Source organism: Vibrio sp. MarTm2 (genome assembly GCF_027587055.1).
Taxonomy (GTDB): Bacteria; Pseudomonadota; Gammaproteobacteria; order Enterobacterales; family Vibrionaceae; genus Vibrio; species Vibrio sinaloensis_D.
Genome location: NZ_JAPPTK010000006.1, coordinates 125593 through 151537 on the forward strand (window position 1 = coordinate 125593; position 25945 = coordinate 151537).

Below are 25945 nucleotides of genomic sequence, written 5' to 3' on the forward strand. Positions count from 1 at the left end.
TTTGAACGTTACAGAGAATGAGCAAGTTAGGTGCCAAGTTGTACGTTGATTTAAGTTGATGATTAATAATGAATTATCGTTTCCTTGATGACCCATTTTCAAAATGAAAATCAGATTGATAGCACTTAACTTTGGTAGGTGTCTAAAAGTTGCGGGATGACCGCTTGTTGAGAGAAAGCGTCTTGAACGGTTTGTTTGGCATTTTGGCGAATGGATTCGCTATCTTGGTAGGGGAGTTCAATCCAGTGGTGATAAAACTCGGACAATTGGTCAAAGTCATCAAACAGGTAGCCGTTTTGCTGATGATTGAGCAGAGTATCCAAACTGCCAACGTTCACTGCCATGACAATGATTCCTCGCGCCATTGCTTCTAGTGCGGTCATTGGTAATCCTTCAAATCGAGAACAGATAATGAGGACATCAATCTGCTCCCAAACGGCGTTCATATTGGTTTGGTGCCCATGGAACGTGAGGTTCGGCGGCGCGATTTGTTGCAGCTTGCTTTCGTCAGGGCCAGTGCCATAAATATCAAATTGGCGCTGAGGTAGAGACTGAGCAAGCCTGACAAAGCGATCGGCGGCTTTTTCATGACTTAGTCGACCAACAAACGCGGTCTGCGCTCCTAAAGAGGGGTTGACTGGACCATTATCAATGAAGTTGTTAAATCGCTTTGCGGTAACAGGAAGCTTATCACTGATTGGCGAACTGACGGCAATGGAGGTCGATGACATCATTGCAGAGTATCGGTCGAGAAGGTCGTAGAGTTTTACCCAACCAGTTGGCGTTTCCCCTGCATGATAAGTGGAGATTTGGCGGATTCCAGTGAACAGTTTAGTGAGTTTACACAGTAAGCTCGCTTTGTAGCCGTGAGCATGGAGAGCGCTAGGGCGATGACGTTTAACCAGCTTCAATAGGTTCGCGAACGCTTCCCCCTTTTGATTGGCTAAATAGTCACATGGAATATCGAGCGCTACCAGTTTGTCATACAAAGGTGAGGGGCGCTGGTATGCGCGGACTAACCAAACTTTGACGTCGACACCGAAATGTTTCAACCCTTTGGCGAGCTCGATAACGTGACTCTCGATCCCGCCAAAGGTTAAGCTGTCGATGACCAACCAAACACTAGTCGGTGTATTGTTGCTCATCTTCTGCTTCCCATGCTTGCTTCTTGCGGTAAACCGTCGATGGGCTTAACTCCAAAAGAACTGCTGCATTGAGAACATTGCCATCGCAATAATCAATGGCTTGTTGAATGGCTTCTCGTTCAATCTGCCACATTGGACGAATATGCGTTGGCGGATTGTCTGCAACTTGCGATGGGGTATACGTGCTCTCTATTTCATCTATGATCGGTTCAGCAGGGGGCGCTTCAACAGACAATGGCGTCGGTGGCGGCGCAGTTCTGTTATTTTTAGCCGTTGTGGATTGGCGAACCTGCTCTGGCAAATGATCAACCGTGAGCTTAGTATCATCATTTAATACCACAATATTGCGGATGATGTTTTGCAGCTGCCTAACATTGCCCGGCCAGCGGTATCGTTTGAGTAAGGTTTCCGCATCGCGATTGATTGTTCTAAATTGTTTGCCATCTTCTTTGGCGTACAGCTTCAAGAAATGGTTAGCGAGCGTGACAATGTCGTTACCGCGTTCGCGCAGTGGCGGCATGTCGACAGGGACGACATGGACACGGTAATAGAGGTCTTCACGAAAGCGTCCTTCTTCGACTTCAACTAGGGGCTCTCGGTTGGTGGCGCAAATGATGCGGACATCCACTTTGACCTCTCGGCTACCACCGAGTGGTGTAAACGTCCCAGTTTGAAGAAAACGCAGTAACTTCTTCTGCATCTCCAAGTCCATTTCGCAAAGCTCGTCTAAAAATAACGTACCGCCGTGGGCTTGTGATGCCGCGCCTTTTCGGTCTGTCGTTGCGCCCGTGAATGCGCCTTTTACATGGCCGAAAATTTCACTTTCCATCAGATCTTTAGGGATCGCCCCGCAGTTAATCGCAACAAAGGGTTTGTCTGAACGTTTGCTCTCTTTGTGAATGGCTTCCGCGCACACCTCTTTACCCGTGCCACTTTCACCAACGATGAAAACACTCGCGGTGGTCGGTGCGACCGAGTCAATAATTTTGTAAACGCCTTGCATTGGCAAGCTGGAACCGATAAAGCCGTGGAAACGGTTTCGATCAAATTTCGTTTCTATATCTTCCACCAAGTGCTCGAGTTTCACTTGTTGCAAATGAAGGTTGATGGAAGTCTTCAGGCGGTCTGCATTGATGGGTTTTTCAAGGAAGTCTTTCGCCCCTTTTTGCACTAGGCTAACGGCGACATTTACTGAGCCATGTGCGGTAGCGACAATCACGGAAGTGGGGATTTGCTGTTCGTTGATCCAATCCAAGATGTCTTCGCCATCCATATCTGGCAGCTTAAGATCGAGAATAACGAGCTGAGGAACATTTCGTTCAATAAAGGCGATGGCTTCGCGACCCGTTTCAACATGGAACAGGTCATAGGGTTCATCTTTGATGTACTGCTTGTACAAAATAGCGAGCGACGTTGAGTCTTCAATGAGTAATACTTTTGGTTTCATGGTTAAATCCTTCGCCACCTTATTTCGTGGATTCAGTGAATCCTTTCTTTTTTCGTTGTTCTAGGGCTTCGAGTGAGTCATTGGCCACTTGCTGCAGTTCCTCTTTTAGCTCGAAAGCAAGTTGGCACTGCCCATCTAAGCATTGGTGCTCAATTTTCCGTGCGAGATTCGACAGCGTTCTATTACCGAGCGCAAGCGAAGAACTGCCTAGTGTGTGCGCTTCGAACTCGAGCGTTTCTTTGTCTTTGTTGTCCATCGCAAGGTAGATTTTTTCGAGACGCTGGTGGGACTCTTCCAAATAGTGGTCGATCAGAAGAGGAATGACATCCGCACTGGTGTCTTCAATCATCTGCTGGAGTATTGCTTCGTCGACGAGTTCCAAATTGATAGTGTCCTTCTCGATAGGATGAGTATCTATGTTTGGCATTGATGTTTCATCCGTTAGTGTTACGTCCTGTTGCATATTTACTATAGACGTATCTTCGCTAGCTTGCGTAGCCTTTGTGATCGATTTATTGGTAAATAGATCAATTTTTTCAACAAGTTGTGACAAGCGAAGGGGTTTAGAAATGTAATCGTCCATGCCACATGCCAAGAATTTTTCTTTGTCGCCCGCGAGGGAGTGCGCTGTCAGGGCGATGATCGGTGTACTGGCACTGCGAGCATCTGACATGGCTCGAATGGCTTGGCAAGCTTGTATACCATCCATTTCGGGCATGGAGATGTCCATGAAAATCAAATCATAGTTGTATTGTTTCACTTGGTTGACGGCTTGGCGCCCATTTTCGGCAATGTCTATCTTTAGGCTCAACCGTTTGAACATCTCTTTAATTACCAGTTGGTTGGCCTTGTTGTCTTCTGCAACCAAGATGGCAAGATCATCTCGTACCGCCGTTTTAGTATTCTCGTTACTTTTTCTGGTGTTGGGCTCCTCGTTGGCGAGCTCTAATTGGATGGTGAAAGCGAAGGTACTGCCGACATCGGGTTCGCTCTGTACGTTGACGTCCCCATCCATCAGATTACAGAGTCTTTTACATATCGCTAAGCCAAGCCCTGATCCTTCTTTGCTTCGAGAGTAGCTCTGGTCAACCATGGTGAACTCATCGAAGAGATAATCTATGGCGTTTTTGCTGATGCCGATTCCAGTATCAGAAATTTCACACTTGATGGTGGCATGGCTGCCTTCGCTAGCGATGCTGCTTACATGGATGCGAATACTGCCTTCATGGGTAAATTTGACGGCGTTTCCAATTAGGTTGAGTAAGATCTGTTTTACTCGGTTTTTGTCTCCGAGCACCATCACGGGGACGGACGGTTCAATGTAGCAGTGCAGCACCAATCCTTGAGCTCGCGCTGTCGGGTAGAAACTGTCTGTAACACTGGTAATGCAGCGATGTAAGTCAAAAGGGCGGTTTTCGAGGATCAGCGTATTAGACTCCATGCGGGTGAAGTCGAGAATATCGTTAATGACAGAGAGCAAAAAGTGGCCAGACTCGGTGGCCGTGTTGACGAGCTTCTGCTGTTCTTTGGTCAGGTTTGTCTCTTCGAGGATATTGAGAATGCCAAGCACGCCATTCATGGGCGTACGAATTTCATGGGACATTGAAGCGAGAAAACGACTTTTTGAGCTGCTCGCTTGTTCCGCGTCAGCTCTGGCGGTGTTGAGATCGATGTAGTCTTTCTCGAGTTTGGCGGACATGCTATCAAAAGCGCGTGCTACATCACCCAGTTCGTCAGGGCGTTGATCGTTTATTTGGAAACCCGGTCCACTTTGGCCAAGTTTGTGGGCAGCCGTTGCTAAGCGGGTCAAACTGCGTGTTAAGTAGGTACCTAAAACAAATGAAAATAGTGCCACGAGCACCACTTCTATCGATGCAATGGCGATGATGGCTTGTTTGGCCTCGCTCAACATGGCACTAATTGGCGCAGTCTCAAAGCCGATGTCGACCGTCGCGAACTCCGTTGTTCCAACACTGATGGGGACTCGAACATCAAAAATTCCGTCCGACACGCCACTCAAAGTGCTGTCTTCAACCATCTGGCGCGCCAGCAGATCTTTGTCGCCAGCGCACGCCATTTCTGCACCATTTCGCAGCACTCTGACATAAGCCACATCTTCAAGTTGAATAAATTCATCAATGAGATCATTAAGCGTCGCTAGGTCAGTGGACAATACTGCATTTTTTGCGGCATGGCTGAACATAGTCGCCGCCCCATTTGCGCGCTGTATCAACTGTTTTTCGTTTGATTGCGACAAGAAACTCATGGCGTAGAAGGTAAGGACCATAAGAAGCGCAATTTCAATCGCTGCAATGCCGAGGATGGTTTTGGTGCGTAAAGACATAACGACCACCTATTGAGATAACAGATTGATGTTTAAGCGTCGAACGTCGTCCCAGTCTTGGTCTTGCGCCGGGACAAAACCCTTAATATTGAGCGCAGAGAGTTGTTCAAGGGTTACTGGGTCATTCTCGAGCATGTAGAGTGCTTGGCTCACTTCTTGGCGTGTTTTCTCTGAGACTCTAGGGTGTACAGCGATAGCATGAGGCGTATAACCCTCAGTGACATAAATGGGGGTCAGTTGATCGCGTGTCTCTACAGGCAAGGAGTCGAATGTGCGGAAAATACCGCCGCCGGCTGGGTAGAACCCCTTAGCGACCGACAGATAAACAGAATCATGCGAAGAGACGTACTCGGGCTTGAATGGAATATCAGATTGAGCAAGAGCGCCACGGGTGAGGATGGAAGCTGCAAACGCTGCAGGGGAAGGAAACGCAAGAGTGGTGTTAGCCAGTTGTTCGATTGACGTGATCCCGCTGTCTTTTCTTACAACGATGATCCCTTTAATGAGTTTGTCTTTGGCTTTAGCGATGGCAAGATACCCAGTTTGCTCACTGTAGACACTGTAATGATAGGGATTCATGTAGGCGAAGTCGTAGTCGCCTTGCTCCAGTCTCTGCTCGAAGGTTGGAATATCAGAAGCGGTACTAAAGACGATTTTGTGGCCGGTTTGCGCGCTGATGTGGTCTAAAATTGGCCCCCATTGCTGCGCCAATCGACTGGCCGATTGTTGTGGCACAATGCCAAAAGTGTACACTTTGGCGTAGCTATGCACGCTGATTAAGCCTGCCAGTATGACTAGAATTATCCGTTTCATCGTCGCTCCTAAGCCGAGTGTGCGAGTAAATCGTTGGCCAAAATTCGATTGCATAACTTTTCTCTCCAGCGCTTGGGCAAAAATGTCAGGCGGTTGAGTTCTCTAACCATTTCTTGACCTAACGTCGCTTGATGTTGGAGATTAAGGACGGAACCAAGCAATTGAATCGATGAGTGAGAAAGCAGCTCCGTTGCTTTGGAGAGTTGCCCCGAGGTGGTTTTCCCTCCCATGACCACCAAGATGGTATGGTCGCAGGCATTTGCCACGACTTGCGCTGGGATATTGCTGCGATTGATCTGCAGCAGTGGCGAGGTATCGCAGATGACCCGATCAAAATCATTGAGCCAACTTTCAACATTGACAGAGAGTTGAGCAGGGTCTCGATAGCTTAATAACTCCGCTTGCTGGCTAGGAACCGGAAGCCCTGTAAAGAGTTGGTGAGACTCTTTATGCTCAAGTAGTACGCCACATTGCGCATGGAGTGTGTTTGACATCAACCCGGCAGATTCAAACGCCGGATGAAAGGTGTTCAAATCCACTATCAAGGTTTTCAATCCTGCGAGTAAGTAGCGCTCCGCCAGTGCTGTAGCTACAGACGTGACACCGTCACCTGACTGGCAAGCCGTAATACAGAGTGAACGGCTTTGGCTCATTTCAGCCGCTAAGTAGATTTGTTCAATTTCGCTGTGCGTTGCAGGAATCATTACAATGCTCCTATCAGTACAATCGTGGTCGTCAGTCTTAGGATATCCTCGAGTCCAACACGTGCTTTTTCTAAGAAACTTTCGCCACGGTCAGGGACATAAATGGTGTCACCAGAGCGAAGTACAGGCAGTTGGTAGATATTGGCTGTTTTGCTGAACTCGATAAGATCAAAGGTACGAGCTTGACCTTGGCAGCAAGACATATTGACGATCGATATCTTCTCTAGGTAGGCGCGCTCAGCAGGGCCTCCTGCTTCTGCTAGCAAGTCTAAGATGGTCATATTGTCATCGAAGACGTAACGACCCGGTTTGTTGACGGCGCCAAGCACTCTTACGGTGGATTCTTTCGAGCGGTCGAGCCAGATCTTGTCTTTTTCAGGAATGTAGATGGTGTCTCCCATCGTCACGTTAGGTAGTAGGCTTTCGTCGCCAGTTTCAAAATAGAGCGATAGATTCAATCGGCTCACTTTCGAGTAACTCTTATCGCGATGAGTGATGCGAATGTTGTGGATGTCGGCGTCTTTGGTTGGGCCATCAGCCGCAGACAAAATATCCAAAAAGTGCATGTCTTTAGTGAAACGGTAGCGGCCTGGCGCGTTAACTTGACCAAACACATAGATTGACGCATCAGAGCTTTGGCGCACCCACTGGGATTTGTTATCCGACGGGTCTTGCGGAAGGTCGTGAATACGCACAATAGAGCCCGCTGAGATTTGAGGAAGTTCGGCAGGGCGAGCGCCGTTGAGGATAAACTCATCTAAGTTGAACACTTCCATGCGTCCGGCTTGTGTTACGACCTCGATTTTTGATGTATCAGCTCGTAGCGTTGGACCGCCAACGTGAGAGAGCAGGTCAATCAGGTTCATTTCATCAGACCATTCAATACGTCCCGGACGAACCACTTCACCCATCACACTAACAGCGCGGTCTGGCGCGATTTTTAGCCAAGATTTCTCGTTCATGTCCGTTTTCTCAGGAACAAAAATCGCATCACCCGCTTCAATTTTCGGCGGACTACGACGTGAGAGCCCTTCGGTAAAGGCCGTCAAATCAAACTTCACAACTTGGCCGTTAGCTTTGATTAAACGAATCTGGCGAGATTCTGCAAATCGAGTAGGGCCGCCCGCATTGGCTAAAATATCCATGAATGACGCATTGCGTTTGCCTTCATAAGCGCCGGGGCGGGCAACTTCACCCATGATGTAAATGACATTTGCCCCAGCTTTGATTTCGTCTTCTTGTTTAGGCACAAAGATGGTTGCACCTGGTTTCAACGTTGGCAGCAACGACACGTCACCGCTATCGAGGTAGGTTTTCAGGTTAAAAAGCTGTGGCGCATTGTTGGTGATGACGCGAATTTGCTCGACGGAAGCGTAGCGGGTCACACCTCCGGCGCGCATGAGAATATCGACCAAGTCAGTATTGGCTTTATAACTGTATGAGCCTGGCGCATTCACTTCGCCAAAAACTTTAATCGCTGTGCGTCCATCTGCGCTATCGCCTGCATCGGCCAGTTTACTCGAGTCAAATTCTTGCTCGATGTTGCCCACCAAAGGAGAAGTCGGGACGAAAATGGTATCAAGCGAGTTAAGTTGAGGAAGGATGGTTTCATCACCCGAATCGAGAAAAGATTTGTAATTGAAGGTGATCTTTTCTTTGCCGCGTTTGATTAGCAGATTGTTTAACTGCGCACCCGGACGGATCCCGCCTGCGGCATGTAAGGCCATTTGCACATCGGCACTTTTCGTTAAGGTATATTCACCCGGAGAATTCACATAGCCTTGCACAGAAATAAGAATTTGCTGCTCAGCAATGAAGACAGAAGCGGAAGAAAGGTCACGATAGACTTTTTCCAACGCATCTAACACGGTTCGCTCGAGTTGTGCTTCGGTATATCCAGCGACAAACAAGGTGCCCACTTCAGGTAGGGCAATGCGCCCGCGTTTGTCGACTGGAAATCCTTTGTTGAGCGACGCTTCTCCTGGTAAATCAACTTGGATGAGGTCACCCACTTGAACGCGCACTGTTTCTTCTGCGTGCGAGTTCGGTAACCCGATGATCACTAACAGGGCGATGAGAATGAGCTTAGTCCATGGCATGGTAACCTCCTTGAAGCGGCAGGTCTTTTTCTTGGGTATCAATAACTTCGATGCTTACTCTGCGGTTGGTCAGTTTAACGCCCTCTGAATTGCCTTCGTGCAACGGCAGCGTATCTCCAACAGAGTGAGTTGCGATTCGGGTTGGCGCTAGGCCAAATATAGAGAGGTAGCGCTTAACTTGTTGAGCTCTTTCCAACGCTAGCTTTTCGTTGTACGCCACGTCGCCTACGGAGTCAGCATGGCCGGTCACTTTTAAATTCAAGCTTGGGTGCTCCGCGAGCATATTCGCCGCTTTAGCCAAATGCCCCATGTATTTCGGGTTCACTTCAGAGGAGTTAAATGCGAACTGATTGTCGACGTTGAGTAGATTAAACAGCTCATCAATCACCGCTAAACGTTGGTGGAACGCACCTTCGTCCATCGGAGGGACACACTTGGTTTGCGATGTGACGTAATCAAGCTGAAGCTCGAGTTCGTTGAGACGCTTTCTTTGAATAACGATATCGTTGGCAGCATCAAGAAGAAGCCCTCCCTCTAGTTCGCGAGCGATGCGGTTTTGCTTTTCGATTGCTTGCACGACCGCAGCAGGGAAGCACCAGCGAGCACCTTCTCGGATCAGAGAGTCAAGATGAAGTTTAGTGAGTTGCCAGTCAAAGCGTAGACCGTGTTCAGGGCCTAGCGGCTCGTCTGGCATCACAGGAGTGAACTTCGATTGAATGTAATTTTCTGCGAGACCGCCCTGGCTTTGTTGTGGGTAACTGGTACACCCGACAACGCTCGCAATCGATACAGCTAGGGCTATGTATTTGATGTAAGAAACCATGCCAACTTCCTTTGTTTTATTCTTTTAGTGTTTGCTTGAGTTCACTGGAATCGCTTGATCGATTCTCAGTAAGTTCATAATTTCAAGTGGTTGACCGGAAACGTTCTCCAAACGCATGCCACGTTGGCGTTCGATCAATCGTTTGTATAAGTAAACAATGGCACCGACTCCCGAAGAGTCCAGAAATTGCACTTGGCTAAAGTCGATTTCGATCTCGCGATCACTTTTGTCTGCAATGATTTCATCGATATGGGGCTGGGCACTGCGGCTACCGGCAGCATCTAAATTCCCGTTGATGACAAGAGTAAGAACAGTGTCGCTTGCTTCAATTTTACGTAGTTCCATGATGCTATCTCCTTGTTGGGTTGATATCTAAAGAGCAGAATGCGTGCCAAAAATTAAAGCATTAAAATTCAATGGTTTAACTCTATTGACTGGTGGGTTCTCAAATTGAGAACGGCGTTTTTCTCAATTTGATAGCCAGTTTTTTGAATAGGAAAATGTGTAATTGATAGAGAACGTTTTATTTAACTAACTAGATCTAGCTCGTAATGATGAAAGGGACAGATTGAAGCGCAGTAAACAGGCAACGCAAAATAGCCCGGTCACAATCAACGAGCGTTACTCATGAACTATCAACTCACGAGCCTTGCTGCTTCAGTCCTTCTCGCCTTGTCTATGTCAGCGAATGCTGCAAATGTCGATGACTTTCTTGTCGCGGTACCGTTAGCACACAGTTACGATCAAAAAATCGAGGTGTCAGAATATTGGAAAAGCGAGAAGCTTGATGGCATAAGAGCGATTTGGACGGGTGCGCGCCTCGTTACACGCAACGGGAACTCAATACATGCGCCCGACTGGTTTGTAGAACCGCTTCCTCCATATCCTCTTGAGGGAGAACTCTGGGCAGGAAGAGGTAACTTTCATCTGGTTCAACAAACCGTGTTAGACACTAAACCAACGGACGCGGCGTGGCGTAAAATCGATTACATGTTGTTTGATATGCCGGAGGCCGCCGGAGATTACCAGAAGCGATACCACAACGTGATCTACTTTACCCGAGCCAGCAAGCGAGACCACATTAAGTATATTGAGCATACTCCGATCAAAAGTGAAACCGAGTTGTTCGGCTATTTAGATACTATCGATAGTGCAAAGGGAGAGGGGGTGATGCTGCGGAAAATCACCAGTCGGTATCAAGCAGGCCGAAGCAACGATCTTTTGAAGTTAAAGAAGCACCAAGATGCAGAAGCTCGAGTGGTTGGATACAAAGTTGGCCGAGGCAAGTACCATGGGCTGATGGGCGCTTTGCTCGTTCAACTGGACTCGGGGATCAAATTCTACATTGGCAGCGGCTTTAGTGACATTCAAAGAAAAGATCCCCCTGAGTTGGGTTCGGTGATTACCTTTCGCTACAACGGCTATACGCAAAATGGTGTCCCCAAGTTTGCTCGGTTTGTACGAGAGCGCGTCGAATAACCGCTAGTTGCGCGTTGGTGATGCGCCACAGCGTTTAAAAAGCGTTTTCCAGTAATTGACATGATCGGCGATGGCCTGCCTAAACTTTGTATGCAGTGTATCAATAGGGTAGATGTAATCAGCGTTGGCATTTCGAGCAAAATCGAGTTGCGGTGAAACTTGAAGGTATAGACGATCGAGTTTGGCGAAGTAGGGCTGCAACTGATCAACGTAGTAAAGCTGAAAGACATTTCGCAGTGTTTTGAACCTTGTGTCATTTCTTCCGACGCCACACACTATGGCAGCGTCATACTGTTCGAGTTGTTGCGTAATCGCTGCTAGTTTGGACGAGGCATTTTGCATCGAATAACTCAAAGAGCCGACCAGCGGTTGTTTTTCTATCACTTCTTGATAGTCGGTTAGTACAGTGTCGCTGCTTTCAACTTGGGAACGTGAGATCGCTTCGTGTGTTTTTGAAACCGCTTGTAGCCCTTGTTTTAACTCAGCAGAAAGTGATGACATGTCTGTCGCTACCCAGTTGCTGCCATTAAGTTGCGCGCGCATTTCTTGGCTGACAAAAACAAGATTATTGAAATGAGCTGGCAGTTGACGCTGTTTTGCATCAAGTACCACTTTTAGCTCTGCTTTCATTTCTTTAGAAATCTCAGGTGAAGCCAGACAACGCGAGAGGCCAGCGATGAGCTGAGTTTGGTAGTCGAGATTACGAAAAGCGTCTTGTACTTTCCCCAATATGGAGTTTTTCTCCGCGATCAAGTTGAAGAGATCGCATTTCCTTAACTCATAGCTGTCTAAAAATCCGAATGGAATATCTGGGGCCTCGAGCATCAATTGGCGCTTCTCGGGTAAGGCTACGAGAGCACTGTCAGGCAGTGTGATGTCAGGCGATTGCTGCACGTTTGAGATACGACTGGTATAGGTTGAGAAACTCGCGTCAACAGGGTGTTGATTCCACCAACATCCAGAAATAAAGACGGTGCCTAAAACAGTCACAACCCAACGCATAAAAAACCTCGATACAATTCACTTTCTCGAAATCATACGCGTACAGACAAAAAAAAGGCCAGTTTAAACTGACCTTTAAAAGCAAATTAGGGTTTATTTAGCGGACAACTCCAATTGAATCGACTCAGGCTGTTTATGCATCCAGTGGAGTCGGACTCCGAGCATAATTGCCGCAGAAGAAAGACCAATAATAAAGCCATACCAGAAACCATGTGCGCCCATTGGCTCAACAATCCAGTCTGTCATGCCCAAGATATAACCCGCAGGTAATCCCAGAATCCAATAGGCGATAAAGGTACGATTGAAAATCGCTGCCATATCTTTGTAGCCGCGCAATGCGCCGGCGGCAACGACTTGTATGGCATCGGTGACTTGATAAACCGCCGCCAGTAATAAAAGTTGTAGAGCGATCTCGATAACGGCTCGGTTGTCTGTGTATAGCAACGCAACTTGTTCACGAAATAGAACCGTTAACGCAGCGGTAATGAGCGACAGTGCAACTGCTACAATCAGACCCACACGAGAGGCGACTTTTGCACCGTCGACATTATTCTCACCCAGTCTATGACCCACGCGGATACTGGTTGCAGCGCCAATACTCATTGGCAACATAAATATCAGTGATGAGAAGTTAATAGCAACTTGGTGTGCGGCGACAACTAAAGGCCCGAGCGGCGCGACAAGAAGAGCAACAACCGCAAAGAGCGTCACTTCAAAAAACATCGCAGCGGCAACAGGGAAGCCAAGTTTGAGCAAGCGAATAAGGGGTTTGAGCTCTGGGCGATGAAACTGACCAAACACGTTCACGTGTGCGACTCGGTTTGATGTCAGTACATAAAACAGCAGCATTGCAAACATGATCCAGTAAACAATCGCTGTCGCCACACCACAGCCCACACCGCCAAGTGCTGGAGCACCAAATTTTCCGTAAACAAAAATCCAGTTCAACGGAATATTAAGCATCAGACCAATAAAGCCAATCACCATCGCAGGTTGAGTCAGAGACATACCATCAGTAAAACTGCGCAGCGCTTGGAAAAGCAAGAATGCCGGAACAGCAAACATCACCGCAGACATATAACCATTGGTTTTTTCTGCCATCAGCGTTTCGACATCCATTAAGCCTAAAATCGTTTTGGTTTGAAATAAAACGGCGATGATCGGTACTGAGATGATTAGCGCCATGGCCAGACCCTGTTGGATCTCGTAGGGAATTTTTACTTGTCGGCCAGAACCATTGAGCTGAGCGACAACGGGCACTAACGCCATGAGCAATCCGACCCCGAACAGTATCGATGGTAGCCAAATGCTGGCCGCAATGGATACCGCCGCCATGTCTGTAGCACTTACGCCACCCGCCATCACGGTGTCTACAAAACCCATACCAGTTTGTGCCACGGAAGCAATTAATACGGGGGTCGCCAATTTAACTAGGGTGTTGGCTTCTGTTTTATAACGATGCACGTAGAACTCCAAAGGAAGCAATCTTTTCAACACAATGCGGAGTGAATGCGATTGAAAAGAGAAAAGGAAATTTAGCTTTGCGCTATTGTGCCGAATGATAAAGAAATGTCACACTAAGCACCATCAAAAACTGAAGGATCTGTATATGTTTACGGGAATTGTGCAAGGCATGGCGGAAGTGGTTGCCATAGAAAAGAAAGAAGCGTTCCAAACCCACAAACTTCGATTGACTGGGGAAATGAATCATGGCTTGTCCATTGGTGCTTCAGTTGCCCACAATGGTTGCTGCCTTACCGTAACTGAAATCGAGGGCGAGATTGTTTCGTTCGATTTAATGCAAGCGACGTTGAAGCTGACAAACTTAGGTGAGCTTCAAGTGGGAGACTCCGTAAACATCGAACGAGCCGCTAAGTTTGGAGATGAGATTGGTGGCCACAGTATGTCTGGCCACATCACGTTGGTCGGGGAAATCGTCGATGTCATCGATACTCCCAACAACCGAACAATTTGGTTTGAACTACCTCAAGCGTCAATGAAATACGTATTGGCGAAAGGGTACATTGGTTTGGATGGTTGCTCTCTCACTATTGGGGAAGTAGAACAGAACCGCTTTTCTGTCCATTTAATTCCTGAGACGCTGCAACGCACGCGGTTTGGCCAGCGGAAAGTGGGAGAAAAAATCAACGTTGAGTTTGACCCACAAACACAAGCTATCGTTGATACGGTTGAACGGGTGTTAGCGAGCAAACAGCTGGGATAAAGAGCGTTAGATTCCGGCGTTGCTAGCCGGAATTATCACCCATCAACGTCCGTGTTGATGAAGGAAGAACGTTAAAAAATTTGCTCATCGTCTGCATCAACAAACAACTCAATGGAGTCCATTTGCTCGTTAACCATCATGTTGAGATGGATAGCGTGGCAACATGCAGGGCAGTCATCGTAAAAGTTTTGACTGCCGTTAGACGCATCCAATGTGATTGAAATGGAATGTCCGCAATGGGGACAAGAAACGACTTTCTCGGTGTAATTTCGCATAACTCTCTTCCTTACTTCTCGATGAGATAAATGGCTTTCAAGGTGAAACGTCCATGTAGACACTTCAATCTTAAGTCGAGAAGTTAGTATTAGATGTGAATTAAGTACAAACTTTGATTTGGCTAATAAATTTCAAAACTGGGTATAGCCAGCGTCTATTATTGCCTCTTTTTCGTTTGACAAAATTTACCATCAATACTTGTAACTAATTGTTAAATATAAGTTTTGCTAAAATTACTAGTAAGATAATATTCGATTAATCAACTTCTGTGATTGTTCTAAATAGTGTCCACCAAATTGATTGTAGTGATTCAATAGGTGATACAAGCTGTAAATATCTTTTCGTTCAGAGTATTTAAAATCAAGAGGTAAGATACTCTCGTAGCCTTGATAGAATTCTGGCTGGAACCCCTCGAATAGTTCGGTCATTGCAATATCGCACTCCCTGTCTCCCCAATAACAGGCTGGGTCATAGCAAATCGGGCCAAAAACGGAATTGGCGACGTTACCGTGCCACAAGTCACCATGCAGGAGTGACGGGGTAGGTTGATGAGTAGCTAATTGATCGTGTACGACTTGAATAAACTCGTTGATATCGACTAGATTCACGCCCTTTTCTCTGACCAACTGCAGTTGCCATCCGATACGTTGCTCAGCAAAAAAGCGCGCCCATTTGCGGTCCCATTTATTGGGTTGTAGCGTTGCGCCAATGTAATTATCGTGATCAAATCCGTACTCTTTTTGCTCTCCCCACTTGTGGAGGCGCGCAAGTTGCTGACCGAACAAAAAGCTGTTCTTGTCATCATCTAACTGCTTAGTCGGGAGGTAGTTAAGAACGATAAAAGCGTTTTGCTTTGATTTGCCCGTTAGAATGACTTCCGGCACAAAAACGGTGTTGCTCTCACGCATGATGCGGATATTCTCCGCTTCGATTTCAAACTTGGATAAGAATTGACGTGTATTTACTTTGACGAAATAACGTTGCTCTCCGTCCGAGACCATGTAGCACTCGTTAATATCACCTCCCGAGACACGGACCTTTTCTTCAATATTAAATGAAAACATCAGAGTTTCAGACAGCTGCTGAGCGATGGCTTGCCACATACTTGTTCTCCATTGAATACGCAACATACTCATTGTAGAAGATGGTTCCGCACTAAACTGGACAGGAGTGCAAAAAATTCAATCATTTAGCAAATTTTCATGCTTGATTAAGTAAACTGTGACCTGAATCGCTTCTATCTGCTGTGAATTAGAACAGTATTTCGAATTAAGCAAAATAGGTCTATTTAGTCTTATCGTGTTCAAAAGCAAAGAATTAGTGCAGATATTGGGTTTAAATACACAATATTAACGATTGTTGGGGAAATTATCGGCAACCGAATCCCCATGAGTTGTGTAAACTTATTGATATGGCATAGTATTAAAAGGTATTGTGTCGTCATAATGATAAATGGAGATGTGCTGTGGTTGTTGAAACCGATGGTTACTTGGCTTTGATCGAGCACTTAGCGTTTAATTTAGACGTGTTTGCATCTGATGATGGGGATACGGGTTCAGAAAGCGTGGAAGATGTGGTAACCGACATGGTTGCTAGTAACATCATGGCTATTTTTGAACAAAACCCTGAGCTGCACTCAAGTGTTCGTTTCCAACTGTTGAAAGAAGCTGACTCTGTTGTCGAAGATTTGGGGGAAGTATTGGCTGGTGTTTGGGCTAAGCCCGCGACTAACGGCCAGATCGAGTTTTTAGACGAATACATCGCCCTCGTAAAGAACTTGTTTGATTCTGCTGTCGCGAAATACGATTAAACCAAGTCAATTCATTTCAGGCGAGGAAATCACTCGTCTGAAATGCCAAAATTTTGAAGCCCAATATGGGTTATCTAGCCTCGAAATAATCACCCCTTTTGACGTCGAGGCGTGCATAAACTGCTTATTTCCCACATAAACACCCACATGCCTGACGTTGGGCGACGTTTTAAAAAACGCTAAATCTCCGATTTGTGCTTCTTCGTATGCGAGCTTAGCGCCGATCTTTACTTGTTGCTTTGTTGTTCTTGGTAGCGACATATTGAGCGCATCATGAAACGCAACTTGTACAAAAGCAGAGCAGTCAACACCATTTAATGAGCTGCCGCCCAGTCGGTAGGGTGCTCCTTGCCACACTTGATACACGTCCAAAAACGCTTCCTTCATCTCCATATGGAAAGGGCTACTACTCTGGTTTGCTGCCAGTTCGTTAATACTTCCATGCTCTGGTGATGACGTGCAGCCAAAGAGAGAAGTAAGGGCTATCAGTGTTAAGCAACTCGAAACTTTTTTCATGCAACATTAATGACTTATTAGTGAAATCTTTCTGTAATGACCGCTAAATAGTATTTCGCCATATAAACTTACGTATTACTTTAGGTTAGGCTTACATGGCTCAGACATCTGGCAAGCGATCCTTGTCACTTATTCAGTCACTTAGCGCAATTTTTATTACCATCACTCTACTCGTCGTGACCCTCTCTGTCACTACCGTCAAGGGGATAAACCGAGTCAGCGAACAGTTTACTGTTCTTTCGGATAACGCATTACCGCTCTCTATGACTAACGCCAAGCTTACGCAGTCTATCCTAGAGCAAGTCAAACAACTCAGTTACAGTCGGCAAGTCGAGACGCTTGGTGAACTTAGTGACATTGAGTCAACCATCACTAATTTGGGGCAGGAAAGCCAGGGATATGTCGAAGATGTTGTCGCCACCTCAAGAGACTTTTCTCAGTCAATAGAAACGGAACAACTTGAGCAGCTTGAAGTAAACCTTGATTTGCTGCGGAGCAACACAAATAGCATTCTTGATACCCAGCGTAGGCTGCTGCAGATGCAAGAAATGATCGCTTCACAGGTATCAGGGTTTCGCTACGGACTTAGCTCAATTGGTCCAGAAATGAATCGTATTAGCTCTTTTTTAACGGGAGACAACCCAGAATCAGCCGATGCAGCGAACCGCTTTATCGCCAGTGCCAGCTCTATGGAAAGCACGTTTTTGGTATTGATGATGCAAACCGATTTAGCCAAGGCATTGCCAGAATATAAAGAAATGCGTAATCGCATCGCAGGCATCCAGTTGGCGTTCGACGATTTTGCGCAGTGGCATCCAGAAGTGGAAGAGTTTGCGAGCTTAACCGCCCCTTATGAGATGGTGAATTCGGGCTTCAAAGATGATGGTGTACTGCAGCAAATCTTAGCAAAACTCGAGCTGATGCAGACACAAAGAGCGCTCAATAGTGACGTTGTGACATCGGCAAACGAAACAATTTTGTTGCTCAACGCGATCTCCAATCAAGCGGAGCAGCTAGTCCACAAAAGCCAGCAAGACGTTTCTACTACAATTGATTACATCGCGTTCATCGTGTTGGTGAGCGGCGTCGGGCTGGTGGTGTTAATCGTTGTTTCTTGGCTGGTGCTAAGAGGTTGGGTTAACCTTGGATTACGCAATATTCTTAAAAGCCTATCACGCCTAACTCAACATGATCTTACCCAACAAGCAGAACGGGTCGGCCCGTATGAGATGCAAGAGATCGCGCTTCAGCTTAACGACGTTGTGGAGTCAACCAGATCATCCATCGCTAGCGTGACAAGAAATTGTGAAACCTTATACCAAACGGCCGAGATCAGTCACGACGCCGCAGAGTCATCCAATCAAAGCTTAACCATCCAGAACCAATCTTTGGCCAGTATGGTAGAAACACTCTTAGAGTTGGAACAGTCGATATCTGAAATCACAACAGTAACCAATGAGTCTTATTCGGAGTCAAAGGTTGCGGCTCAGCATTCTAGCCACGGTGTTCAGGCCATTGAGCAGAATCAGCAACGACTTAAATCGCTAGAAGCATCGTTGAACCTAAATGATGCCTCTATGGAGGAGCTCGATAGCCGCGTTAAGCAGATTCGAGAGATGGTCGATATGATTTCAGGGATAGCAGAAAATACCAACTTATTGGCGTTGAATGCGGCGATTGAAGCAGCAAGAGCAGGGGAGCAAGGGCGAGGGTTTGCTGTGGTTGCCGACGAAGTCAGAAAACTCGCCAGCGATACCTCGCAGCAAACGTCGAACATTCGTGAGCGAATGAATGAATTGGTCGCAGCGGCAGAACACTCACGAACGGCAGTGAATCATTCTCGTCAAGAGATGTCGCACGCCCTAGAGTCGAGTGATTTAGTTAAAGTCGCCTTTGAAGATATTGAGACCGCGGTGAACCAAATTCGTTCTAGAGTAGAGAAAGTGACCATCGCCACCGAAGAGCAAAAAAGAGCGACCGCTGAAGTTAGCGAAGCGGTGGCCCTTGTTTCGGACCAAGGCGTGAAGACCAAACTTCAATTGGAATCCATGGTTGAGAGCGCTCTGCAAGTCTCCAACATTGCTGGTCAGCAGCAAACGCAATTGCACAAATACCGACTCGATTAGCCTAGATTAATGATGGCGAAAAGGCTGGGTGAGCATCTTGTCCAGCCGCTGCTCTTCACGGCGTTGAAATAGCGGAATACCAATTTCAACCTTGTCATGCCCGAGCTCAGGCTGGGCGCGATAGGTGCCGAACCATTGATCCCAAACAGACAAGAAAAAGCCGAAATTAGAGTGGGTCTCTTTGACAATGACTGAATGGTGCACTCGGTGCATATCTGGCGTCACAATCACACGGCGCAACCATCGGTCGATATTGAGGGGCAACTTTGCATTACTGTGATTAAACATCGCACTGGCATTAAGCACGATTTCAAACACCACAATCGCGATTGGCGAAACACCCAGAATGAAGATAAACGCGACTTTAATCCACATCGACATCAAAATTTCGATAGGGTGGAACCGAGTGCCAGTGGTGACATCAATATCTTGATCGGCGTGGTGCATTCTGTGTAAGCGCCATAGCCAAGGAACGCGATGAAACACCAGGTGCTGAAGGTATATCACCAGATCGAGCAGGATTACACTCACTAAAAGTTCGACGCCCCAAGGCAATTCCAGCGCGTTGAACAAACCGTAGTGGTGTTGCGCTGCTTGCGTTGCGGCTTCAAAGGCCAAAATAGGCATAAATAAGCTGAGACAAATCGAGTTAAATGCGATTAGCCCAAGATTGTTTGCCCAACGGTAGAGTTTGTTCTGAGCCAGTGCCTTTCTTGGCGTCAACCACTCCCATAAAGCGCAGGCCGCTAGTACGGAGAGAAATACAGTCAAACGAATCATTTCCGGGTTTTGCATAGGATGAGTTCCATACTTTATCTTGCAACTTGAAGCCTGACGGGTACACTTTGCACCCTTTGTCATTATTACCAAAAACCTATGAGAGTCCACGCTTTTCACCATCTATATCAACGCAGATTGGCGCAATCGACCAAGCCGTTCAATGCTCGTGGCTGCAAGGTTAAGCGCTGCCAATATTGTCAGGTGTCAGAGCAATATTGTATTTGCGAACATCAACCCAAGATAAAGTCCGATGTCGCAGTGATGCTGTTGCTGTCTGAAAACGAAGTTTTTAAACCAAGCAATACAGGGCGACTGATCTTAGATACGGTGGAAGAGGGCTATGCGTATCAATGGAGTCGAACTGAACCAGATGCAGAGATGTTGGCGCTGCTGGCAAACGAAGCGTATCAGCCAATCATCATTTTCCCAGACGAGTATGTTGAGGAGCGCACTCGGTTAATTGAGATTAACCCCCGAGAGTACTGTGGTGAGAAAAAACCGCTATTGATCTTTCTAGATGGCAGTTGGCGTGAAGCGCGGCGTATTTTCCGTAAATCGCCTTATCTCAACTCATTGCCCGTTCTGTCGATTCAGCCAGAGTCACTGTCGCAGTATTTGATGCGTCGCTCAGACAACGAACAACATTTGGCAACAGCAGAAGTTGCAACCATCGTACTCAAGCAGCTAGGCGAAGTGCATGCATCTAAAGTTCTAGCTGAGTGGTTTGACGCCTTTAGAGAAAGCTACCTGTTAAGTAAAACTCGAATGAAGACCGATGAACGCCGTCTTGCGTTGAAACATTACATGCAGGAGCGGGAAAACGAGAAACCTGTCTAAAAGTTGAGGCCTAGTTGGCGATAGTCTGCGCATTTAATACGAGCTGGCAATTAAATCGGTCATAGGTCACGGATTGTAGGCTTAGCTATATGGATAATAAATCAGTTTTTGATTTTATATTTTGGTATTTATGGGAGAGAGCCAATGTATTACGGCTTTGACGTTGGTGGCACTAAAATTGAATTTGGTGCATTTAATGACAAACTAGAGCGTGTAGCGACAGAGCGTGTACCAACGCCGACGGATGATTATGCACTACTGATCGACACCATTGCAGGTTTGGTTGAAAAGTATGACCAAGAATTTGGCTGCGAAGGCAAAATTGGCTTGGGTTTACCGGGTATGGAAGATGCAGACGACGCAACCGTACTTACCGTCAACGTGCCAGCTGCGAAAGGCAAGCCACTGCGCGCTGATCTTGAAGCGAAAATCGGTCGCACCGTTAAAATTGAAAACGACGCAAACTGTTTTGCGTTATCCGAAGCTTGGGATGAAGAGCTTCAAGACGCACCATCCGTTATGGGTCTTATCTTAGGCACCGGTTTTGGTGGCGGTTTGATCTATGAAGGTAAGGTGTTCTCAGGTCGCAATAACGTAGCTGGAGAGCTGGGTCATATGCGTTTACCTATTGATGCGTGGTTCCATTTGGGCGACAACGCGCCGCTGCTTGGTTGTGGTTGTGGCAAAAAAGGCTGCCTTGACAGCTACCTTTCTGGACGCGGCTTTGAGTTGATCTACGAGCATTACTTTGGTGAGAAGAAGAAAGCTATCGAGATCATTAAAGCGCATGCGGAAGGTGAAGAAAAAGCCGTAGAGCACGTAGAACGCTTCATGGAGCTATTGGCTATCTGTTTTGCAAATATCTTCACAGGGAATGATCCTCATGTTGTTGCTTTGGGTGGCGGGCTATCCAACTTCGAACTGATCTACGAAGAAATGCCTAAGCGTATTCCTAAATATCTACTCTCTGTCGCTAAGTGCCCTAAGATCGTTAAAGCGAAGCACGGCGATTCAGGCGGTGTACGTGGCGCAGCGTTCCTAAACATCAAATAGTCTTGATTTAAATGACTAAATTTGAGAGCTTGCTTTGGCAAGCTCTTTTTTATTGCAGTAAGGAAGCCGCAATGACGCTAGAACCGTTTTCACCCTCCCACGTCCGGTATCTTATTGATTGGATTGATTCTGCCAAACTAAGTTATTTGTGGGGTGGCCCCGCTTTTGAATATCCCCTCACCCAAGAAGCGATCCTGACTCATACCGCCAAACCTGAAGTGAGTGCGTTTTTGCTTAATGATCAGGCTGCGCCTGCGGGTTACATTGAGCTTGTTGAACAAAGCACAGTATGCGCCCGCGTAAGTCGAGTGTTTGTCGCTGAGCCCTACCGGGGAAAAGGAACTGCGCAGCAAATGATGCAGGCTCTGTTTGAAGTAGCCAAAGGGCGAGGTTATCTCCAATTAGATTTGTGCGTGTTTGTTAGCAACACAAAAGCTATCAATTGCTATCAGACGCTAGGGTTTAGTGAAGTGAAACGGGAACAGGGAGTCCGCGAGTTTGAAGGGGAGTCTTGGGAACTGATCTATATGAGCAAACCCCTTTAACTTCAACGAAACAGTAGAAGAACGAACGAGAAATGATACGAAACTACCACCCCGACGATGCCTACGAGCTTTGGCTAATCTACTTCAATACTATTCGAAAAGTGAACATTCGAGATTACACTGACGATCAAGTCCGTGTCTGGGCAAAAGAGGATCTCTCTCAGCAGTTATGGGCTGAGAAGATGAATTCGCTGTCACCTTTTGTTTGTGTCAGAGATGGCGTGATCGTTGGTTACTCCGACCTTCAAACCGATGGGCTGATCGACCACTTTTTTTGCCATTACGAATATCAAGGTGTGGGTGTTGGCTCGGAATTAATGGAGAAGATTCATCAGACGGCGAAAGAGAAGGGGATTCGTCAGCTCTATTCAAATGTGAGTATCACAGCGAGGCCCTTTTATGAGCGCTTTGGATTTGTCGCTGTGAAAGAGCAACACAACGAAAAAGAGGGGCAGATTCTAATCAACTTTCGTATGGAAAAATCGTTATAAAGCAGAGCGTACGGCTCTGCTTTCAAACATGTTAACGCTTACTTGGTTTTCTTGCCGACCCCAAGGTTTTCTTTTTGTTGCAGCGTTAGCTTTTCAAAACCGAGTTTTCTGAAGTGATTGTCGCGGTAGTTTCGTACTGCTTTTGTATCGGAAACCGCCTCGATTTGCTGTTCCATTTTTAGGTACTGAGAAATATCGATCCCTTCTGCTTCAGCGACGGCTTCATGAATGTTGCGGTGCTTTTCATAAGAAAAGGTCAGGGTCTTGTCTTCACCTTTGTAGGTGTAAAGGATGGTACGAGCCATAAAGATCTCTCAAATAGTCAAAAAGTTTAAGGCCGACAAAGCGGCCTTAAGTTCATGGGGCTAGATTCTGCCTTGAAGCGGGATGATTGTCACGCTTTCACCGACTTTCACTGTATCGACGGAGGGAGAAATCTCAATTAAGCAGTTGGCTTCACTCATGGAACGCAGTATCCCTGAGCCTTGTTTGCCAGTGGTTCTTACGGTTAGCTGGCCTGAGTGGTCAAGTTGGTAAATACCTCGGCTAAACTCTGTGCGACCTTGACGAGAGCGAAGGTTTTCAGAAGCCATCGCATTCACCTTGAGCGGCGTCCAATTGTGTTCGCCCTGCATTTTGCGAAGTGCGGGTTCAACAAAGTTGATGAATGAGACCATAACGGCAACAGGGTTTCCTGGCAGACCGAAGAATGGTTTTTGATTGATGTGGCCAAAAGCGAGAGGGCGTCCTGGTCGCATGTTGATACGCCAAAAGTCAATTTTCCCAAGCTTATCGAGCGCAAGTTTGATGTAATCTGCATCGCCAACAGAGACGCCGCCTGAGGTAATCACGACGTCTGCTTGCTCGGCTGCCTTTTCCAATGCGTCGATCATTAACGCTTCATTGTCTTCTAAAATACCAAAGTCAATGATGTCACAGCCCAACTTCTCTAATAGACCCATAATCGTGAAGCGGTTTGAGTCATAGATGGTGTTTTCTTGCTGCTTGCTTCCCGGCGCTTGCACTTCATCACCCGTTGAGAAAACGGCGACTTTCAGTTTACGAAAGACCGAGCACTCACCGAATCCGAGAGAGGCGATCATGCCCATCTCTGCTGACGCGATGCGCTGGCCTTGATTAAACACATTGGCGCCGAGTGGTAAATCTTCCCCTGCTTGACGAACATTCTGCCCACGCTTAATGGATGCACCATTGAATGTGACATTGTCACCGATTTCGGTCGCTTGCTCACGCATTACTACCGTGTCCGCGAACTCAGGAGTTGGTGCGCCCGTCATGATTTTTACCGCTTGGCCTTTTTCCAAAGCATGAGGATAAGCGTGACCTGCAAGGACTTCCGCCACCACGTGATATTGGGCTTGGTCTAAATCGTCGCCGCGAATTGCATAACCATCCATCGCAGAGTTAGTGTATTGAGGCACGTTGACCGGTGATTGAACATCGTTTGCCAATACTCGGCCGTAACTTTGTTCAATAGAGCAAGTTTGAGTCTCGGTAAGGGCATCGACCAGTGACAGGATCTTCTCTTGCCCTTGTGTTACTGAAAGAAACGCAGGAGATAGAGTGTCACAACATGCGGATTCGGTTTTCGCTGCCGAAGGCTGCTTCGAAGCACGAGCATAATCCACTACAAATTTGGCAATCGCTTCAAGGTCGTTGATCGACATTTGTGGCAGTAATGTATCTGCTACCACTTCATCGGCTGCAATGGCGATAATGTTGCTATCGTTCGGGTAAAGCCAAGGTTTTCCCACTTCTTCACGATGCAGCTCTATCTTAGGGAAGGCGATATTCTTGCACCCCTCAACAAGGATGATGTCGAGTTTTTCGGTATCAAATCGGCTGAGCAGGTAATCAAACTCTGACTCTGACTCCGGTGTTTCGGTCATGAGAGCGAAACGGTTTCGGGAGGAAATCAACATTTGTGATGCGCCAGCTTTTCGTAAGCGGTAGCTGTCTTTGCCTTCCTTATCGACGTCAAAGTTGTGGTGGGCATGCTTCAACATGCCGATGCGTAAACCTGCATCAGTCAATTTAGGCAGTAGCGCTTCAAGTAAAGTTGTCTTGCCCGTGCCAGAGTAGGCTGCAAAGCCAAGAATCGGAATTGGGAGAGATTTAATCATGCGGATAGCGTTCCAAATTGAGCCAGTTCTTCCGGTGTGTTTAAGTTAACGAAGCAATCGGGAGAATCACTAAAATCGACGTAAGCGGTGTTACATTCTTTGTACAGCAAGATGATTTTTCTGTCGCCGCGTTCTAGAAATGCGGTGAGCTTAGGGAGCACACGTTTGTGATAGAGCGTGAAGACAGGTTGCTTAAACTCACCGTCGTGAGCGACCAGAATGTCGGTATCTTTGTTTACCGCGTGACAGAAGCGCTCAACCAAATCGTGGTTGATTTGTGGGCTGTCACAAGGCACAAATCCTACCCAGTCGGTTGTTGCGTGAACCAGCCCAGCGTGAATCCCACCCATAGGGCCAGGAAAGTGGGCAAATTGGTCACTAAACACCTGTCCAAACTGAGCGTAGGCATCATGGTTACGATTGGCGTTGATCAATATATTTGGAGTTTGAGGAGAGAGTCGCTCAATAACATGTTGTATCAGCGGTTTATGGTTTAACTCTATTAAACCTTTGTCTTTTCCGCCCATACGGCTGGCTTGACCACCAGCCAAAATAACCCAACTAGTTTGCGTTGGAAGAAGCATAGCTGTTCTCTTGTTTTGCATCAGTAATCACTTGTAACAGCGGAGACTCTATCAAAGTTGTGTCTTTTATCCACCATTGCTTGCGACATAAATCCGTTAACGCGTTCTTTTGGTGGCTGGTGATCACGATACTTGACCCTCGTTGAAGCAAGTCTTTTGCCATCACAACCAAGCGTTCGATCGACTCTTGATCCAATGACGCACTGGGCTCATCCATTAAAAGGATTGAGGGTTTGAGGATCCAAGCTCGCGCCATTGCCACACGCTGTTTTTCACCGCCAGACAACACCGAGATGTGTTCATCTGCGAGTGTTTCCAAGCCTACCATTCTCAATGCGGTGATGACTTGAGCTCGCTTATCTTTTTGCGACTCTTTGTGAAATCGAATGCCGTAAGCGACGTTTTGGTAAACAGTGCCATCAAAAAGGTAGGGAGATTGATGGAGATAGATAACATCTTTACGACCGGTACGGCTAAACAATCGGTGAATCCAATGATCATTGGGCGCGTTGACCGAGCCTGTGGTTGGCTTAATCAAACCAGACAAAATCTTCAGTAGGGTGGTCTTGCCTACGCCATTATCACCTTTTAAGTAGATCGCGTCATTGGGGCCGATAGAAAGATGAGGGATATGAAAAAGCACACGCTCTTTGTATCGCATGGACAGTTGCTGCGCATTGATTTTTATTGTCATACAGCGTCC

At 46.8% G+C, this 25945-nt stretch carries 26 protein-coding genes; 8 read left to right on the forward strand and 18 right to left on the reverse strand.

The window, feature by feature from the left end:
• Nucleotides 1–125 precede the first annotated feature (125 nt).
• Genes OH458_RS13510 through OH458_RS13545 form a run of 8 tightly spaced genes read right to left on the reverse strand, consistent with a single transcriptional unit; the run spans nt 126 to nt 9720 of the window.
• Nucleotides 126–1145 carry a glycosyltransferase family 4 protein gene (locus OH458_RS13510; RefSeq protein WP_269978710.1) on the reverse strand — a complete coding sequence of 340 codons (1020 nt, stop codon included), beginning with the start codon at nt 1143–1145 and terminating at the stop codon, nt 126–128.
• The gene (locus OH458_RS13515) at nt 1123–2592 is read right to left on the reverse strand and encodes a sigma-54-dependent transcriptional regulator (RefSeq protein ID WP_269978711.1); all 1470 of its coding nucleotides are present in this window, start codon (nt 2590–2592) and stop codon (nt 1123–1125) included. The genes OH458_RS13510 and OH458_RS13515 overlap by 23 nt, the downstream gene beginning before the upstream one ends.
• 19 nt (nt 2593–2611) lie before the next feature.
• Nucleotides 2612–4936: a HAMP domain-containing hybrid sensor histidine kinase/response regulator gene (locus tag OH458_RS13520; RefSeq protein WP_269978712.1), complete on the reverse strand. Its 2325-nt coding sequence runs from the start codon at nt 4934–4936 to the stop codon at nt 2612–2614.
• Between the two features lie 9 nt (nt 4937–4945).
• Nucleotides 4946–5749 carry a phosphate/phosphite/phosphonate ABC transporter substrate-binding protein gene (locus tag OH458_RS13525; protein ID WP_269978713.1) on the reverse strand — a complete coding sequence of 268 codons (804 nt, stop codon included), beginning with the start codon at nt 5747–5749 and terminating at the stop codon, nt 4946–4948.
• Between the two features lie 8 nt (nt 5750–5757).
• Nucleotides 5758–6453 (reverse strand): chromosome partitioning protein ParA, encoded by a 696-nt coding sequence (locus OH458_RS13530; protein WP_269978714.1) that lies wholly within the window; start codon nt 6451–6453, stop codon nt 5758–5760.
• Nucleotides 6453–8552: an SLBB domain-containing protein gene (locus tag OH458_RS13535; protein WP_269978715.1), complete on the reverse strand. Its 2100-nt coding sequence runs from the start codon at nt 8550–8552 to the stop codon at nt 6453–6455. Before OH458_RS13535 ends, OH458_RS13530 begins: the two co-directional genes overlap by 1 nt.
• The gene (locus OH458_RS13540; protein ID WP_005473812.1) at nt 8539–9375 is read right to left on the reverse strand and encodes an OmpA family protein; all 837 of its coding nucleotides are present in this window, start codon (nt 9373–9375) and stop codon (nt 8539–8541) included. Before OH458_RS13540 ends, OH458_RS13535 begins: the two co-directional genes overlap by 14 nt.
• A 24-nt stretch (nt 9376–9399) precedes the next feature.
• Entirely contained in the window at nt 9400–9720 is a 321-nt protein-coding gene (locus OH458_RS13545) for an STAS domain-containing protein (protein ID WP_005473746.1), read from the reverse strand.
• A 282-nt stretch (nt 9721–10002) separates the two neighbouring features.
• On the opposite strand from OH458_RS13545, the gene OH458_RS13550 reads away from it, so the two are divergent.
• Nucleotides 10003–10854 (forward strand): DNA ligase, encoded by an 852-nt coding sequence (locus tag OH458_RS13550; RefSeq protein ID WP_269978716.1) that lies wholly within the window; start codon nt 10003–10005, stop codon nt 10852–10854.
• A 3-nt stretch (nt 10855–10857) separates the two neighbouring features.
• Here the strand turns inward: OH458_RS13550 and OH458_RS13555 are convergent, their stop codons facing one another.
• Both OH458_RS13555 and OH458_RS13560 read right to left on the reverse strand, forming a co-directional pair.
• On the reverse strand, nt 10858–11856 hold the full coding sequence (locus tag OH458_RS13555; protein ID WP_269978717.1) for a DUF3080 family protein: 999 nt from the start codon (nt 11854–11856) through the stop codon (nt 10858–10860).
• A gap of 93 nt (nt 11857–11949) precedes the next feature.
• A complete protein-coding gene (locus OH458_RS13560) occupies nt 11950–13320 on the reverse strand; it encodes an MATE family efflux transporter (protein ID WP_269978718.1) in 1371 nt (456 codons plus the stop codon).
• Nucleotides 13321–13465: 145 nt separating this feature from the next.
• On the opposite strand from OH458_RS13560, the gene OH458_RS13565 reads away from it, so the two are divergent.
• Nucleotides 13466–14080 (forward strand): riboflavin synthase subunit alpha, encoded by a 615-nt coding sequence (locus tag OH458_RS13565; protein ID WP_269978719.1) that lies wholly within the window; start codon nt 13466–13468, stop codon nt 14078–14080.
• 71 nt (nt 14081–14151) lie between these two features.
• Here the strand turns inward: OH458_RS13565 and OH458_RS13570 are convergent, their stop codons facing one another.
• Together OH458_RS13570 and OH458_RS13575 are read right to left on the reverse strand one after the other, a co-directional pair.
• The gene (locus tag OH458_RS13570) at nt 14152–14355 is read right to left on the reverse strand and encodes a CPXCG motif-containing cysteine-rich protein (protein ID WP_038134565.1); all 204 of its coding nucleotides are present in this window, start codon (nt 14353–14355) and stop codon (nt 14152–14154) included.
• 237 nt (nt 14356–14592) lie between these two features.
• Nucleotides 14593–15459, reverse strand: coding sequence for a fructosamine kinase family protein (locus OH458_RS13575; RefSeq protein ID WP_269978720.1), 867 nt, complete (start codon nt 15457–15459; stop codon nt 14593–14595).
• 362 nt (nt 15460–15821) lie between these two features.
• On the opposite strand from OH458_RS13575, the gene OH458_RS13580 reads away from it, so the two are divergent.
• Entirely contained in the window at nt 15822–16166 is a 345-nt protein-coding gene (locus OH458_RS13580) for a DUF3802 family protein (RefSeq protein WP_038134570.1), read from the forward strand.
• A 6-nt stretch (nt 16167–16172) separates the two neighbouring features.
• On the opposite strand, the gene OH458_RS13585 is transcribed toward OH458_RS13580, so the two are convergent.
• Nucleotides 16173–16682 (reverse strand): C40 family peptidase, encoded by a 510-nt coding sequence (locus tag OH458_RS13585; protein ID WP_269978721.1) that lies wholly within the window; start codon nt 16680–16682, stop codon nt 16173–16175.
• 95 nt (nt 16683–16777) lie between these two features.
• Here OH458_RS13585 and OH458_RS13590 point away from each other — a divergent pair, with 95 nt between their 5' ends.
• Nucleotides 16778–18808, forward strand: a complete 2031-nt coding sequence (locus tag OH458_RS13590; protein ID WP_269978722.1) for a methyl-accepting chemotaxis protein — start codon at nt 16778–16780, stop codon at nt 18806–18808.
• 6 nt (nt 18809–18814) lie between these two features.
• Here the strand turns inward: OH458_RS13590 and OH458_RS13595 are convergent, their stop codons facing one another.
• Nucleotides 18815–19603, reverse strand: coding sequence for a sterol desaturase family protein (locus OH458_RS13595; RefSeq protein WP_269978723.1), 789 nt, complete (start codon nt 19601–19603; stop codon nt 18815–18817).
• 81 nt (nt 19604–19684) lie between these two features.
• Between OH458_RS13595 and OH458_RS13600 the strand changes: the two genes are divergently transcribed.
• The 4 genes from OH458_RS13600 (at nt 19685) to OH458_RS13615 (ending at nt 22514) form a co-directional block, all read left to right on the forward strand.
• A complete protein-coding gene (locus OH458_RS13600; RefSeq protein ID WP_269978724.1) occupies nt 19685–20425 on the forward strand; it encodes a tRNA-uridine aminocarboxypropyltransferase in 741 nt (246 codons plus the stop codon).
• Nucleotides 20426–20569: 144 nt separating this feature from the next.
• Complete coding sequence (gene nagK / locus OH458_RS13605) at nt 20570–21478, forward strand: N-acetylglucosamine kinase (protein ID WP_269978725.1); 909 nt, start codon at nt 20570–20572, stop codon at nt 21476–21478.
• A 71-nt stretch (nt 21479–21549) separates the two neighbouring features.
• The gene (locus tag OH458_RS13610) at nt 21550–22023 is read left to right on the forward strand and encodes a GNAT family N-acetyltransferase (RefSeq protein ID WP_269978726.1); all 474 of its coding nucleotides are present in this window, start codon (nt 21550–21552) and stop codon (nt 22021–22023) included.
• 32 nt (nt 22024–22055) lie between these two features.
• The gene (locus tag OH458_RS13615; RefSeq protein WP_269978727.1) at nt 22056–22514 is read left to right on the forward strand and encodes a GNAT family N-acetyltransferase; all 459 of its coding nucleotides are present in this window, start codon (nt 22056–22058) and stop codon (nt 22512–22514) included.
• 38 nt (nt 22515–22552) lie between these two features.
• Here the strand turns inward: OH458_RS13615 and OH458_RS13620 are convergent, their stop codons facing one another.
• Genes OH458_RS13620 through OH458_RS13635 form a run of 4 tightly spaced genes read right to left on the reverse strand, consistent with a single transcriptional unit; the run spans nt 22553 to nt 25936 of the window.
• On the reverse strand, nt 22553–22819 hold the full coding sequence (locus tag OH458_RS13620) for a DUF2960 family protein (protein ID WP_005475809.1): 267 nt from the start codon (nt 22817–22819) through the stop codon (nt 22553–22555).
• 60 nt (nt 22820–22879) lie between these two features.
• Nucleotides 22880–24658, reverse strand: coding sequence for a bifunctional molybdopterin-guanine dinucleotide biosynthesis adaptor protein MobB/molybdopterin molybdotransferase MoeA (locus OH458_RS13625; RefSeq protein ID WP_269978728.1), 1779 nt, complete (start codon nt 24656–24658; stop codon nt 22880–22882).
• Complete coding sequence (gene mobA / locus OH458_RS13630) at nt 24655–25242, reverse strand: molybdenum cofactor guanylyltransferase MobA (protein WP_269978729.1); 588 nt, start codon at nt 25240–25242, stop codon at nt 24655–24657. The genes OH458_RS13625 and mobA overlap by 4 nt, the downstream gene beginning before the upstream one ends.
• Entirely contained in the window at nt 25220–25936 is a 717-nt protein-coding gene (locus OH458_RS13635; RefSeq protein WP_005475784.1) for an energy-coupling factor ABC transporter ATP-binding protein, read from the reverse strand. The genes mobA and OH458_RS13635 overlap by 23 nt, the downstream gene beginning before the upstream one ends.
• Nucleotides 25937–25945: the final 9 nt, after the last annotated feature.

Bases quoted from the DNA above. Each gene is read 5' to 3' on its own strand.
- OH458_RS13530 (WP_269978714.1), bottom strand. From the start codon at position 6,453: ATGATTCCTGCAACGCACAGCGAAATTGAACAAATCTACTTAGCGGCT.
- OH458_RS13545 (WP_005473746.1), bottom strand. From the start codon at position 9,720: ATGGAACTACGTAAAATTGAAGCAAGCGACACTGTTCTTACTCTTGTC.
- OH458_RS13615 (WP_269978727.1), top strand. From the start codon at position 22,056: ATGATACGAAACTACCACCCCGACGATGCCTACGAGCTTTGGCTAATC.
- OH458_RS13575 (WP_269978720.1), bottom strand. From the start codon at position 15,459: ATGTGGCAAGCCATCGCTCAGCAGCTGTCTGAAACTCTGATGTTTTCA.
- OH458_RS13510 (WP_269978710.1), bottom strand. From the start codon at position 1,145: ATGAGCAACAATACACCGACTAGTGTTTGGTTGGTCATCGACAGCTTA.
- OH458_RS13635 (WP_005475784.1), bottom strand. From the start codon at position 25,936: ATGACAATAAAAATCAATGCGCAGCAACTGTCCATGCGATACAAAGAG.
- OH458_RS13540 (WP_005473812.1), bottom strand. From the start codon at position 9,375: ATGGTTTCTTACATCAAATACATAGCCCTAGCTGTATCGATTGCGAGC.
- OH458_RS13585 (WP_269978721.1), bottom strand. From the start codon at position 16,682: ATGAAAAAAGTTTCGAGTTGCTTAACACTGATAGCCCTTACTTCTCTC.
- OH458_RS13620 (WP_005475809.1), bottom strand. From the start codon at position 22,819: ATGGCTCGTACCATCCTTTACACCTACAAAGGTGAAGACAAGACCCTG.
- mobA (WP_269978729.1), bottom strand. From the start codon at position 25,242: ATGCTTCTTCCAACGCAAACTAGTTGGGTTATTTTGGCTGGTGGTCAA.
- OH458_RS13520 (WP_269978712.1), bottom strand. From the start codon at position 4,936: ATGTCTTTACGCACCAAAACCATCCTCGGCATTGCAGCGATTGAAATT.
- OH458_RS13515 (WP_269978711.1), bottom strand. From the start codon at position 2,592: ATGAAACCAAAAGTATTACTCATTGAAGACTCAACGTCGCTCGCTATT.
- OH458_RS13625 (WP_269978728.1), bottom strand. From the start codon at position 24,658: ATGATTAAATCTCTCCCAATTCCGATTCTTGGCTTTGCAGCCTACTCT.
- OH458_RS13535 (WP_269978715.1), bottom strand. From the start codon at position 8,552: ATGCCATGGACTAAGCTCATTCTCATCGCCCTGTTAGTGATCATCGGG.
- OH458_RS13570 (WP_038134565.1), bottom strand. From the start codon at position 14,355: ATGCGAAATTACACCGAGAAAGTCGTTTCTTGTCCCCATTGCGGACAT.
- OH458_RS13550 (WP_269978716.1), top strand. From the start codon at position 10,003: ATGAACTATCAACTCACGAGCCTTGCTGCTTCAGTCCTTCTCGCCTTG.
- OH458_RS13595 (WP_269978723.1), bottom strand. From the start codon at position 19,603: ATGCAAAACCCGGAAATGATTCGTTTGACTGTATTTCTCTCCGTACTA.
- OH458_RS13525 (WP_269978713.1), bottom strand. From the start codon at position 5,749: ATGAAACGGATAATTCTAGTCATACTGGCAGGCTTAATCAGCGTGCAT.
- OH458_RS13555 (WP_269978717.1), bottom strand. From the start codon at position 11,856: ATGCGTTGGGTTGTGACTGTTTTAGGCACCGTCTTTATTTCTGGATGT.
- OH458_RS13565 (WP_269978719.1), top strand. From the start codon at position 13,466: ATGTTTACGGGAATTGTGCAAGGCATGGCGGAAGTGGTTGCCATAGAA.
- OH458_RS13610 (WP_269978726.1), top strand. From the start codon at position 21,550: ATGACGCTAGAACCGTTTTCACCCTCCCACGTCCGGTATCTTATTGAT.
- nagK (WP_269978725.1), top strand. From the start codon at position 20,570: ATGTATTACGGCTTTGACGTTGGTGGCACTAAAATTGAATTTGGTGCA.
- OH458_RS13600 (WP_269978724.1), top strand. From the start codon at position 19,685: ATGAGAGTCCACGCTTTTCACCATCTATATCAACGCAGATTGGCGCAA.
- OH458_RS13590 (WP_269978722.1), top strand. From the start codon at position 16,778: ATGGCTCAGACATCTGGCAAGCGATCCTTGTCACTTATTCAGTCACTT.